Source organism: Variovorax sp. P1_H12_2 (assembly GCF_056405335.1).
On sequence record NZ_JBFUCI010000144.1, the window covers coordinates 1 to 13,818 of the forward strand.

Genomic DNA, 13,818 nt, shown 5'->3' on the forward strand with positions numbered 1-13,818 from the left:
CCCATGCGCGCCGCCGCATCGCTCAACGCCTGGCTGCCGCAGCCGGTCTTCATGTTCCCGGGCCAGGGCGCGCAGTACGCCGGCATGGGCCGCACGCTGCATGCCGAGGACCCGGTCTTCCGCGCCGCCTTCGACGACTGCATCCGGTGCTTCGACGGCCTGCTCGATTTCGACCTGCGCGAGCGCATGTTCACGGACGATGCCGCCGCGCTGGCCCCGACCTCCGTCACGCAGCCCGCCACTTTCGCGCTCGAATATGCGCTTGCCCGCCAGCTGATGGCGCTCGGCGTCAAGCCTGCCGCGATGATCGGGCACAGCGTCGGCGAGTTCGCTGCCGCGGTGCTGGCCGGCGTGATGCGGCTGGACGACGCGGCACGGCTGGTCGCCCGGCGCGGCGCGCTGATGCAGGCGCTGCCCGCGGGCACCATGCTCTCGGTGCGCATGGCCGCCGCCGAGCTGCTGCCGCTGCTGCCTGACAACATCTCGCTGGCGGCGGACAACGGCCCCGCCGTCTGCGTCGCAGCCGGCCCGAGCGATGCGATCGAAGCACTGCGCGCCGCGCTCGAAGCCAAGGGCATCGTCGCCAAGACGCTGCAGACCTCGCACGCCTTCCACTCCGCGATGATGGATGCGGCGGTTGCGCCCTTCGAGGCGCTGGTGCGCGAAACCCCGCTCGCCGCCCCGGGCCTGCCGATCTACTCCACGCTCACCGGCCGCCTGCTGAGTGCCGAGGAAGCCACCGACCCACGCTACTGGGCACGCCACCTGCGCGAGACAGTTCGCTTCTCGCCCGCCGTGCGCGAAGCGCAGGCACAACTCGCGCACCCGCTGTTCATCGAGATCGGCCCGCGCAACACGCTCGCGACGCTGGTGCGCCAGCATGCGACCAAGGTGCAGCCCGCTGCAGCCGCCGCGCTGCTGGCCGACCAGCCGGCCGGCGAAAGCGCCGCCTGGCGCCTCGGCGCCGGACGGCTCTGGACGCAAGGCGTCGAGATCGACCTCGGCGCCCTCGACACACGCGGCCGCAGGCAGCGCGTGCGCCTGCCCACCTATCCCTTCGAGCGCAAGCGCTTCTGGGTCGACATTGCCGCCGCGCCCACGGCACCGGCGCTCGTGTCGCTTGCTTCCCCTTCCGTGCCACCGCCCCCCTCGATTCCGGAGTTGACCATGACAGCCGCCGCCACTTCCGCACCTCCCGCACGCCGCGCTGCGCTCGTCATGCAACTGCGCGACCTTTTCGAGAACCTCTCGGGCATCGAGATGGCGGATGTCGAGGGCGCCGCGCCCTTCGTCGAGATCGGCCTGGATTCGCTCACGCTCACGCAGGCGGCGATGCAGGTCAAGAAGACCTTCAAGGTCAACCTGAGCTTCCGGCAGCTGATGGAGAGCTATCGCAGCTTCGACGCGCTGGCCGAATTCCTCGATGCCACGCTGCCGCCCGACCCGGTCGCAGCGCCCGTGATCACCGCGGCGCCGGTCGCAGCCATGCAGCCCGCACTGGCGCAGCAACAGCCAGCGGTTGCCGCCATGGCATTGCCGGCGATGCAGCCCGCGGCGGGTGGCAGCCTCGTGCAGCAGGTGATCGCGCAGCAGATGCAATTGATGCAACAGCAACTCGCATTGCTGTCGGCGGCGCCAATGGTTCCGGTCAGCCCCGTGCTGCCGGTGCCGGCGGTGGAGCAACCCACGCCCATGGCCACCGCCGCGGCCACGGCGTCCAATCCCGAGCCCGAGGAGGCCGTCGTCACGCCCAAGTACGACGTCAAGAAGGCCTTCGGCGCGATCGCGCGCATCCACACGCAGAGCAAGGAACCGACCGAGCGCCAGAAGGCGCGTCTGGCCGCCTTCATGCGCCGCTACGTGGAACGCACCCGCAAGAGCAAGGCCTTCACCGAGCAGAACCGGCCCCACATGGCCGACCCGCGGGTGGTCAACGGCTTCCGTCCGGCGACGAAGGAGATCACCTACCAGATCGTGATCGAGCGCTCCAAGGGCTCGCGCATGTGGGACATCGACGGCAACGAGTACGTCGATACCCTCAACGGCTTCGGCATGAACCTCTTCGGCTGGACGCCGGACTTCATCAACGACGCGGTGAAGAGGCAGCTCGACCTGGGCTACGAGATCGGCCCGCAGCATCCGCTGGCCGCCGACGTCACCCGGCTGCTGTGCGAGCTCACCGGCTTCGACCGCGCCGCCCTCTGCAACACCGGCTCGGAAGCGGTGATGGCGGCCATCCGCATCGCCCGCACCGTCACCGGCCGAAGCACCGTGGTGGTGTTCTCGGGCTCCTACCACGGCACCTTCGACGAGGTGCTGGTGCGCGCCGGCCGCAACCACAAGGGCATGTCGGCGGCACCGGGCGTGCTGCAGGGCATGTTCGGCGACATCCGGGTGCTCGACTACGGCACGCCCGAGGCGCTGGAGTTCATCCGCGCCAACGCCGACGACCTGGCCGCCGTGCTGGCCGAGCCGGTGCAGAGCCGCCGGCCCGACTTCCAGCCGCGCGAATTCCTGCGCGAGGTGCGCGCCATCACCGAGAAGTCCGAGACCTGCCTGATCTTCGACGAGGTCATCACCGGCTTCCGCTCGCACCTGGGCGGCGCCCAGGCGGTGTTCGGCATCCGCGCCGACCTGGCCACTTACGGCAAGGTGCTCGGCGGCGGCTTTCCGGTCGGCGTGATTGCCGGCAAGCGCGCCTACATGGACGCGCTCGACGGCGGCGCCTGGCAGTACGGCGACGACTCCGTGCCGACGGTGGGCGTCACCTACTTCGCCGGCACCTTCGTGCGGCATCCGCTCGCGCTGGCTGCGGCCAAGGCGGCGCTCGAACACCTGAAGCAGGACAACAACAAGCTGCAGACCCAGCTCAACCTGCACACGGCGGCCATGGCCGACGAGCTCAGCTCCTTCTGCCGCGAGGTGGGCGCACCGATCGAGATCCGCTACTTCTCGTCGCTGTGGCGCGTGAGCTGGCAGGAGGACCATCCGCTGCAGGATCTGCTGTTTGCCATGATGCGCAGCCGCGGCGTCCACATCCTGGACAACTTCCCCTGCTTCATGACCACCGCGCACACGCAGCAGGACATCGCGACCATCAAGTCCGCCTTCAAGGAATCGGTGGCCGAAATGCAGGAAGCCGAACTGCTGCCGCGGCGCGCCGTGGCCAAGCCGGACTTCGACCCGTCACAGCCGCCCGTACCGAACGCCCGGCTGGGCCGCGACCGGGACGGACAACCCGCCTGGTTCGTGCCGGACCCGGCCGCCCAAGGCAAATACACCAGGTTCCAAGCATGAGCGAAGCCGTCCTTTCCCCCTCCGCCGCCGGTGCGGATGCCGCCGACGAGTTCGATCCGTTCGCGGCGGGCCTGATCGAGCAGGTCATCCCGACCACGGAGGCCCAGCGCGAAGTCTGGCTCGGCGACCAGTTGAGCCCGCAAGCATCGCTGGCCTACAACGAGTCGCTGCGGCTTCAGCTCAAGGGGCCGCTCGACACGCGCGCGTTGGTCGAGGCGCTCGACCGCCTGGTCGCGCGGCACGAATCCTTGCGCTCCACCATTTCGCCCGACGGCACGCAGCTGCTGATCGGCGAGGCCATGCCGCTCCAGCTCGCCGAGCACGACMTGAGCGCGCTGGACCCGGCGGCCCGGCACCTCAGCCTCGACGATGGCGCCCTGGCCGCGGTGCTCGAACCGTTCCAGCTCGAGACGGGCCCGCTGTTCAGGGCCGCGCTCTACCGGTTGTCGGCCAGCGACCACGTATTGCTGATGACCGCGCACCACGCGATCTGCGACGGCTGGTCCTGGGGCGTCATCAGCCAGGATCTGGGACGTCTGTACGCCGAGCAGATCGGCGCCGGCCCGGGACTCGAGCCGCCCGCCCGGTACTCCGACTACGCGGCCTGGGAAGCCGCGGAGTCGGCCGGCCCCGACATGCAGGGCCACATCGACTACTGGCTGTCGCGATTCACGGGCAGCAGCCTGCCGGCGCTGGAACTCCCGCTCGATCACCCACGGCCGGCCGTGCGCACCTTCAATGCGCGGCGCATCGACCGCGTGCTGGGCCAGGACCTGATCGACGCCCTGCGCAAGACCGGCGCCGCCGCGGGGATCAGCCTGTTCGCCACGATGTTCAGCGCCTTCGCCGCGACCCTGCACCGCCTGACCGCGCAGGACGACCTGGTGGTCGGCATCGCGGCGGCGGGCCAGATGCCGAGCGAGATGCCCTCGCTGGTCGGGCATTGCGTGAACCTGCTGCCCATCCGCGTGGCCGTCGACGGCCAAACGCCCTTCGTGACCCTGGCACGCCAGTCGGCCAGCGCCCTGCTCGACGCCTTCGAGCACCAGACCCTGACCTACGGCTCGCTGCTCAAGAAGCTGCCGGTGCCGCGCGACCCCAGCCGGCTGCCGCTGGTGAACGTGCTGTTCAACGTCGATCGCGACGCCACGCCCGACGACGGCAACTTCCCCGATCTGCGGCTCGCCCAGAGCACCATCGGACGTCGCTACGAGAACTTCGAGCTGTTCCTCAACGTGACGCCGGTGGCCGGCGGCATGCAGATGGAGGCCCAGTACAACACCGACCTGTACGACGATGCCACCGTGCGCCGCTGGCTGGACATGTACGAATGCCTGCTGCGCGCCGTGGTGCGTGATCCGAGACAACCGGTCGGCCGGCTCGAGCTGCTGTCGGCCGACGAGGCGCGTGCGGTGCTGGCCCTGCAGCCGATCCCGACGCCTCTGGAAGGCGCCCCGCTGATGCATGCGGGCTTCGCGGCGCATGCCGCCCTGCAGCCCGACCGGCCGGCGCTGCGCGACGGCACGCTGCGCATGAACTACGGCGAACTTGACCAACGCTCGAATCGCCTGGCGCACGCGCTGCGTGCCCGCGGCATCGGTCGCGGCCAGCGCGTGGGACTGTGTCTGGAGCGCGGCACGGACATGTTCGTGGCCCTGCTCGCCATTCTGAAAAGCGGCGCCGCCTATGTGCCGCTGGACCCCGCGTTTCCCCCCTCCCGCCTCGACTACTACGCCGAGGATGCGCGGCTGGGCCTGCTGCTGACGGGTTCATCGATCGCCGTCGCGCCCCGAAGCTGGTGCGCCGACGCGGAACAGCGGGTGCTTCTGCTCGACCGCGAGAGCGGCTGGCTCGACCAGCCGGCGACGCCGCTCGAGGCCGGCCCGCAGGATCCCCAGGCCGAAGACACGGCCTATGTGATCTACACCTCCGGCTCCAYCGGCCAGCCCAAGGGCGTGTGCGTGCCGCACCGCGCGGTCGCCAACCTGATGCAGACCATGCAGCGCGAGCCCGGCATCACGGCCGGCGATCGCCTGGCCGCCGTCACCACCCTGTCTTTCGACATGGCGATCCCCGAGGTCATGCTGCCGCTCGCGGCGGGCGCCGAGATCGTGATCGTGCAGCGAGACGCCGCGATGGACGGCTTCCGGCTGTCCGAGCTGCTGGCGTCGGAATCCATCACCATCCTGCAGGCGACGCCCGGTATGTGGCGGTTGCTGCTCGATGCGAAGTGGTCGGGGCCGCCCGGTTTCCGCGCCTGGATCGGCGCCGAGCCGGTGCCTGCAGACCTGTCGCTCGACCTGCTCGGGCGCTGCGACGAACTCTGGAACCTCTATGGCCCGACCGAGACCACGGTGTGGTCGACCGTCTGGCGCATGGACCGGGCGCGCATCGCGGCGAACGGCGTCTCGATCGGCCGCCCGATGGCCAACACCGGCGTCTGGATCCTGGACAACAACCTGCAGCCCTGCCCCGTCGGCGTGCCGGGCGAGATCTGCATCAGCGGAATGGGCGTGACCTCGGGCTACCTCGACCGGCCCGAACTGACGTCTGAGCGCTTCGTCACCACGCCTATCGACGGTGTCGACACGCTGATCTACCGCAGCGGCGACCGTGGCCGCTGGCGCAACGACGGCCTGCTGGAACACATGGGCCGCTTCGACTTCCAGGTCAAGGTGCGCGGCTACCGGATCGAACTCGGCGAGATCGAGGCGCGCTGCGAGGAGGCGCCCGGCGTATCGCGCAGCGTGGTGCTGGCGCGCGAGGACACCCCCGGCGATGTCCGGCTGGTCGCCTATCTCGCGATGGAGTCCGGGGCGGTTTGCGATCAGGACGCGCTGCGCGAGAGGCTGCGCTCGCGGCTGCCGCAGTACATGCTGCCGCAGCACATCGTGGCGCTGCCCGCGCTGCCGCTGCTGCCCAACGGCAAGGTGGATCGCAAGGCGCTGCCCCGACCGGTCGAGACACGCACGGGATCCGGCGAACGGCTGGCACCGCGCAACGAGCGCGAGCAGGTGGTGCTGGCGACGATGGAGCGCGTGCTCAACCTGCCCGGCCTCGGCATCCGCGACGACTTTTTTGCGCTCGGCGGTCATTCGCTGTTGGCCGCGCGCCTGGCGACGCTGCTCAGCGGCGAGTTCGACATCAAGGTGCCGATGCGCGCGCTGTTCGAGGCACCCACCGCCGAACAACTGGCAGCGTTCATCGAGGCACTGCGCATCGACGGTGCACCGCGCGCCGAACCGATCCCGCACAACGCGCAACGGCGCAGCGCGCCCTTGATCCCGATGCAGGATCGCGTCCGCTTCCTCGAGGAGCTGCATCCGGGCCGCTCGACCTACAACGCGCCTTCGGCGCACCGCTTCGGCGGCCCGCTGGACGTCGCGAAGTTCCAGGCCACCCTGCGCGCCATCATCGCGCGACAACCGTCGCTGCGCACCTCGATCGGCCAGGATCCCGCCACCGGCGTGCCGGCTGCGCTGATCGCGCCGAGCATCGACTACGAGCTGCCCGTCGTCGATCTGGGCCGTCTCGCCGCCGACGACCGCGAGGCGGCGCTGTCGGCGCAGATGCGCGAGCTGGCCGATCGCCCCATCGACATCCATCGCGCGCCGATGTTCCACGCGGCGCTCTTCCGGATGGCGGACGACGACCATGTCTTCGTGTTCGTGCCCCACCACCTGGTCTGGGACGGCTGGTCCTTCGACATCCTGCAAAGCGAGCTGTCGACGATCTACGGCGCACTGGTCCGGGGCCAGCCCGACGGACTGCCGGCGCTCGAAGTGACCCATGGCGACTATGCCGAGTGGTTTTCGGGATGGCTGGAAACACCCGAGTCCGAGGCGCAGCTGCAGTTCTGGAAGGACCGCTTCGCGCGCGCCCCGATGCCGAAGGCCGCGCGCACCGACATGCCGCGCCGCGCGGGCATGAGCGGCCAGGGCAGCTCGCACGGGATCCGTCTCGACCGGGACCTGACCGAGCGGCTGCGCGAACTGGGCCGCCGCCACGACGTGACGCTCAGCATGCTCACGCTCGGCGTGTTCGCCCTCATGATGAGCAGCATCGTCCAGAGCCGGTCGATCGTGATCGCGACGCCTGTGCGCGGGCGCGAAGCACCGGAGCTGCAGTCGGTGATGGGCTACTTCAACAACTTGCTGCCGCTGTCTTTCCAGATCGACAAGTCGCTGTCCGTCGGCGCGTTCATGGGCTACGTGAAGGCCGAACTCGTCGCGGTGATGGGCTATCAGCAGATCCCCTTCGAGCGACTGGCCAGCGAACCCGAATTCGCCGAGCGGAATCAGGGCGCCGGGCTGTACCAGGCGCTGTTCTCCTTCCAGGATGCACGTGAGCGGCCGCTCACGATGGGCGGTCTTGCCGACCGCCAGTTGTACCTGACGCAGAACGGTGCCACCGACGACCTCGGCATCTGGTTGATGGACAAGCCCGACGGCCTCGAAGGCGCCGTGGTCTACAACGCCGACATCTACCTGAGCGAAACCGGTGCCGCCTTCAAGGAACGCTACGTCGAACTGCTGCGGCGCCTGGCCGATGAGCCGGAGCAGACGCTGGAGGCGATCTCCACCCTCGCCGGCTCGCCCAGCGCGCAGTACCTGCAGCGCCTGGCCGCCAGCGACGCGCCGGCCGCGGCGCCCCAGCCCGTGCGCGCCGCGCACGATCAGGAGCTCCTGCTGCCCGAGCAGGCACGTCTCGCCCAGATCTGGGGCAGCGCGCTCAACATCGACGTCAACGAGATCAGGGCGAACGACAGCTTCTTCGACCTGGGCGGCGATTCGCTGCTCGCGATGCGCGTGATCCAGCAGGCCGAGCCGGTGATGGGCTTCCGCGTCGAGCCGCGCCGCTACGTCTTCGAGACGCTCGGGCAACTGGCCGCCGCCGCCGCGGGCACCGCCATCGACATGGCCGCCGCGGCGCCGGCGGCGAGCGAATCGCGCCCTGGCTTTCTGGGGCGCGTGTTCTCGGGCTGGGGCCGCAAAGGCTGAAGCGCCATGTCCCTCGTGCAGCTTCCCTCGATATCGCACTGCCAGTTGTGGTGCGCCGATCTCGACAGTGCCCCGATGCCGCAGGCCGTTGCCTGCCTGTCGGACGACGAATGGGCGCGCGCGCGCCGCTTCGTCTTCGCACGCGACAGGCATCGCTTCGTCGCCGCGCATGCCGCGCTGCGCAGCACGCTGTCCCAGCAGACCGGCATCCCGGGCGCCTTGCTGGAATTCACGCTCGGCGCCTTCGGCAAGCCCGCGCTGACCGAGCCGGCCAATGTTCATTTCAACCTCAGTCACAGTCAATCGGTGGCGTTGATCGCGACCAGCGAGAGTGCCGAGATCGGCGTCGACGTCGAGTTGCTGCGGCCCATGCCGGATGCGGATGCGCTGGCCGCCAACTACTTCACGGCAGCGGAACAGCGTGCGCTGGCGGCCGTCCCGCCGGAGCGGCGCGAACGAGCCTTCCTGGTGTGCTGGACGCGCAAGGAGGCCTGCCTCAAGGCCACCGGCATAGGGCTCGGCGTCGACACGCGCAGCTTCGAAGCAGGTCTGGACGAGGATGCGCGCGAAGTCCGAATCCACCTCGACGGGACGGTGACGCGGCTCGCGCTGCACTCATTCGACGGCGCCGAGGGCGTGGTGTGCGCGATCGCCCGGATACTCGAGCCCGAGGTCGTCGAGGTCGACGCACCACGCCTCACCTGCCAAGACAACGAGTTTTACGCATGACCCCGATGCTTTTCGGACCGCCCTCGCGCCGCCTGTTCGGTCTCTTTCATCCGCCTGAACGCGAGAGCGACATCGCGGTCCTGATCTGCGCGCCGTTCGGGCAGGAAATGATCCGCACCCACCGCTTGTTCCGGGTCCTCTCCGACCGGCTCGCGCGACTTGGCGTCGCGGTGCTGCGCTTCGATTGCCACGGCACCGGCGATTCATCCGGCAACGACACCGATGGTGACCTCGAGGGTTGGCGGCGCGATGTCTGTACCGCGCACGAGGAACTGCATCGGCTGACCGCCCCGCGGCGCATCGTGTGGCTCGGATCGCGCCTGGGCGCCACCCTGGCCGTGCTGGCGGCACGCAGCGGCCGCAGCGATCCGTCGCGGCTCCTCCTGTGGGACCCGGTCGTGGACGGCACGCGCTACCTCGATGCACTGAGGGAAAGGCACGTCTCGGCACTCGAGGCCTCCTACTGGATTCCCGATCGTGCGTGGCGTCGTCGCCTGACGACGGACAACGACGCCTTCACCGACGAGTTGCTCGGCTTCGGTGTCTCGACCGCACTCCGGGGCCAGCTGCGCGCGCTCACCCCACAGACTCTCCAATTGACGGCGTCGCACGAGACCGTGGTGCTGGCCAGCGCCCAGGACGATCTCGCCAACCGGTGGGCGCGCGCGGAAGCCGAGCGCCAGATTCCGGTCAGGCTGTCGCCGTTCCAGCATTCGCTGGTCTGGACGTCCGACCCTTTCAGCGACAGCGCCATGGTTCCGACCGAGGCGCTGCAACGCCTGCTGGCAGAAATCAATGAGTGATTACACAGAATACAAAGAAACCCCCGTGCAGTTCGGGCCGGACGGCTCGCTGATCGGCATCATCACGACGCCCGGCGATGGCCGGAAGGCCCCCGTCGCCTGCCTGATGCTCAACATGGGAGCGATCCACCGCATCGGCCCGCGGCGCTGCAACGTGAAGCTGGCACGGCAGATGGCGGCGCGCGGCGTCAGCAGCATTCGCATCGATCTCGCCGGACTCGGCGACAGCCGCCCAGCCAGCACTACGGCGCACTTTCGAACGCAGGCGATGCTTGACCTTCAGGCGGCGATGGACCTGATCGGCACCACGCTCGGCATCCACCGCTTCGTTGTGATCGGCCTGTGCTCCGGCGCCCACAACGGCCTGTGCCTCGGGGTCGCGGACCCCCGCGTGGTCGGGCTCCTGATGTTCGACGGCGCCGGCTTCCCTGGACGCCGGGCGCGCCTGGAACGCAGCGCGCGCCGAGCGCTCGCCGATCCCAGTCTCGGAGCTTTCCTCGGTCGCGTGTCGCACTGGTTCCAGCGCAAGCTGTTGTCGAAGCCGCAGGTCGCAAGCGCTCAGGACATTTTCGAACCTACCGCGCCGGACCAAACGCCCGAGTTCTTCTGCCGCGCAATGAACCAGCTGGCCGACCGCAACGTGGCCATGATGCTTCTCTATACCGGCTCCGTCCACGTGAAGGATCGGAACCTCGACCAGCTCGGGCCTTTCGTCAATGAACCGTTCGCCCACAAGGTGGAATACCGGTTCATTCGCGAAATCGACCACAGCCTGACCTCGCAGGCGTCCCAACAGATCTTCATGGCATTGGCGTGCGACTGGGTCGAGCGAGTGATCGACGGGGACAGCCGCCCGGCAGCACCGGCACGGCCCCTCGCAGACAGCGACCCGTTCGGCCGCAAAGAGCCGTTCAGCCGCAGCACGCCGCCCTCCGCCATCACCGCAAGGCTGGAACGCACGACTCCGCCCTGACCCGGGGGCAGGGGTGGCTCAAGTCGACGCGCCCCCCGCGTGCGCGATCTGCTCGCTCGGCAGTTCCTGCAGCGGTCCGCTGCCGCTGTAGCGATCGAGCGCGAGATAGATCGCCGGCGTGATGTAGAGCGTGATCACCTGCGAGAAGATCAGGCCGCCGACCACTGCCACGCCGAGCGGCTGGCGCAGCTCGGCACCGGCACCGAGGCCCAGTGCGAGCGGCAGCGCGCCCATCATGGCGGCCAGCGTGGTCATCAGGATCGGCCGGAAGCGCAGCCGGCAGGCCTCGCGGATGGCGTCCTCGGGCTTCATGCCCTCGCTGCGCTGGGCGGCGAGCGCGAAGTCGATCATCATGATGGCGTTCTTCTTCACGATGCCGATCAAGAGCAGGATGCCGATCGTCGCGATCAAGGTCAGGTCGAAGCCGAACAGTTTGAGCGAAAGCAGCGCGCCCACCGCCGCCGAGGGCAATCCGGCCAGGATGGTCAGCGGATGGATGTAGCTCTCGTAGAGCACCCCGAGCAGCACGTAGATCACCAGGATCGCCAGCACCAGCAGCACCGCCTGGCTCGACTGCGAGCTCTGGAACACGGCCGCGTCGCCACCGTAGCTGGTGATGATCGATTCGGGCATCTTCAGCTCGGCCTTGAACTGATCGATCTTCGCGGTGGCATTGCCCAGCGGCACGTCGGGCGCCAGGTTGAACGACACCGTGACCGCCTGCAGCTGGCCCTGGTGGTTGACTGCGGTCGGTCCCACGGTGCGCTTGACGGTCGAGAACGCCGACAGCGGCACCAGCTGGCCGGCCTTGTTGCGCACCGACAGCCGCGACATGTCCTCCTCGAACCGGCGGTCGTCGTCGGCCGCCGACAGGATCACCTGGTAGGTGTTGCTGTCGCCGTAGATGCTGCCGATCTGGCGGTCGCCATAGGCGTTGTAGAGCGCGGTGCGCAGGTCGCCGACCGCGACGCCGAGCACCCCGGCCTTGTCGCGGTCGATGTCGAGCGTGGCCTGCAGGCCGCGGTTCTGCGAGTCGCTCGTGACGTCGCGGAACACCGGGTCGGCGCGCATCTTCTCCATCAGCCGGTCGGCCCAGACCCCCATCGTGCCGGCGTTGACGCTCTGCAGCGTGTACTGGAAACGCGCCTTGCTCTGGCGGCCGCCCAGGCGCAGGTTCTGCACCGGCTGCATGTAGACCGCGATGCCCGGGATCTCGCGGAAGCGCTTGCGCAGCGACTCCAGCACCTGCGGCATCGGCGGGCGCTCGCTGCGCGCTTTCAGCACCGCGAACAGGCGGCCCGAGTTCTGGGTCGCGGTCGGCCCGCCGACGCCGATGAAGGAGTTGATATAGGCCACGCTCGGATCCTCCTGCAGCGCCACGGCCACGCGGTCCTGCAGCGCCTTCATGGCCGGGAAGGAGATGTCCTCGGCGGCCTCGGTCGTGATCTGGATCTGGCCGATGTCCTCCTCGGGGAAGAAGCCCTTCGGAATGGTGATGAACATCCAGGCCGTGAGCGCGAAGGTCGAGGCCGCGACGATCAGCATCAGCGGACGATGGGCGAGCGTCCAGTCGAGCGAGCGCATGTAGCCACCATGCACCCGGCGATAGCCGCGCTCGAAGGCCCGCCCGATCGCCGTGCCCGGCTCGGGATGCGCTTCTTCGTGATCGGGCGTGCCGCCGTGCGGCGTGTGCTTGAGAAGGCGGCTCGCGAGCATCGGCACCAGCGTCAGCGAGACCACCGCCGAGACCATCACCGCGAGCCCCACCACCACCGCGAATTCGTGGAACAGCAGCCCGATCACGCCCGGCATGAAGAAGATCGGGATGAACACCGCCACCAGCGAGATCGAGATCGAGATGATCGTGAAGCCGACCTCGCGGGCGCCTCGCAGCGCGGCGGCGAAAGGCTCCATGCCCTTCTCGACGTAGCGCATGATGTTCTCGAGCACCACGATGGCGTCGTCCACCACCAGCCCCACGGCCAGCGTGATGCCCAGCAGCGAGACGTTGTCCAGGCTGTAGCCGAAGGCATAGAGCAGCGCCACCGCGCCGACCAGCGAGATCGGGATCGTCAGCGCCGGGATCAGCGTCGCCACCAGGCGGTGCAGGAACAGGAAGATCACCAGCACCACCAGCAAGATGGTGCCCAGCAGCGTCAGCTGGACGTCGTGCACGGCTTCGCGGATCGACAGCGAACGATCGTTGACCATGTTGATCTCGACCGATTGCGGCAGCTCCTCCTTGAAGCGCGGCATCAGCGCGCGCACCGCATCGACCACCTGCACCGTGTTGGCGTTCGGCTGGCGCTGCACCGCCAGCGAGATCGAACTCTGGCCGTTGAAGCTGCTCGCGGTCTTGACCGACTCGAAGCTGTCCTCGATGGTCGCCACCTCGTCGAGGCGCACCGGCGCGCCGTTGCGCTGGCCGACGATCAGCTTGGCGAAGTCGGCGGCCTTGAGCATCTGCGCGTTGGCCTGGATCGTGAGCGTCTGGCGCGGGCCGTCGAGCACGCCGACCGGCGTGTTGGCGTTGGCCAGGCGCACCGCATTGGCAAGTTCGTCGAGCGTGATGTTGCGCGCGTTGAGCAGGTCGGCGTCGGCCTTGATGCGGACCGCGAAGCGCTTCTGTCCGTAGACCGCCACCTGCGCCACGCCGTCGATGGTCGACAGCGTCGGCGAGATCAGGTTCTCGGCATAGTCGTTGAGCTCGGCCGGCGTCATCGAGTTCGACACCATCGCGATGAACAGCACCGGCGCATCGGCCGGGTTGACCTTGCGATAGGAAGGCAGCTGGGTCAGTTCGGCCGGCAGTTGCCGCTGGGCTCGCAGCAAGGCGGCCTGGACGTCGACCGCGGCGGCGTCGATGTCGCGCGTGCTGACGAACTCGAGCGTGACCGAGGTCACGCCCTGGGTGTTGACCGAGCTGATGGTCTGCAGGCCCGGGATGGTGGAGAACTGCTTCTCGAGCGGCAGCGCGACCGACGAGGCCATGGTCTCGGGGCTGGCGCCCGGCAGC

The 13,818-nt window shown here is 68.9% G+C and carries 6 protein-coding genes; 5 read left to right on the plus strand and 1 reads right to left on the minus strand.

Annotation, left to right across the window (positions count from 1 at the left end; translation table 11 throughout):
- From AC1D2K_RS16120 to AC1D2K_RS16140, 5 genes are all read left to right on the plus strand, one after another.
- Positions 1–3,297: aminotransferase class III-fold pyridoxal phosphate-dependent enzyme (locus AC1D2K_RS16120; RefSeq protein ID WP_478089838.1), on the plus strand; the 3,297-nt coding region annotated here is incomplete at its 5' end.
- Entirely contained in the window at positions 3,294–8,297 is a 5,004-nt protein-coding gene (locus AC1D2K_RS16125; RefSeq protein ID WP_478089839.1) for an amino acid adenylation domain-containing protein, read from the plus strand. The genes AC1D2K_RS16120 and AC1D2K_RS16125, both read left to right, overlap by 4 nt.
- Positions 8,298–8,303: 6 nt before the next feature.
- Entirely contained in the window at positions 8,304–9,026 is a 723-nt protein-coding gene (locus AC1D2K_RS16130; RefSeq protein WP_478089840.1) for a 4'-phosphopantetheinyl transferase family protein, read from the plus strand.
- Positions 9,023–9,829 carry an alpha/beta fold hydrolase gene (locus AC1D2K_RS16135; protein WP_478089841.1) on the plus strand — a complete coding sequence of 269 codons (807 nt, stop codon included), beginning with the start codon at positions 9,023–9,025 and terminating at the stop codon, positions 9,827–9,829. Before AC1D2K_RS16130 ends, AC1D2K_RS16135 begins: the two co-directional genes overlap by 4 nt.
- 25 nt (positions 9,830–9,854) lie before the next feature.
- On the plus strand, positions 9,855–10,802 hold the full coding sequence (locus tag AC1D2K_RS16140) for an alpha/beta fold hydrolase (RefSeq protein ID WP_478089842.1): 948 nt from the start codon (positions 9,855–9,857) through the stop codon (positions 10,800–10,802).
- An 18-nt stretch (positions 10,803–10,820) separates the two neighbouring features.
- Here the strand turns inward: AC1D2K_RS16140 and AC1D2K_RS16145 are convergent.
- A partial coding sequence (locus AC1D2K_RS16145) for an efflux RND transporter permease subunit (protein ID WP_478089843.1) occupies positions 10,821–13,818 on the minus strand: 2,998 nt, incomplete at its 5' end.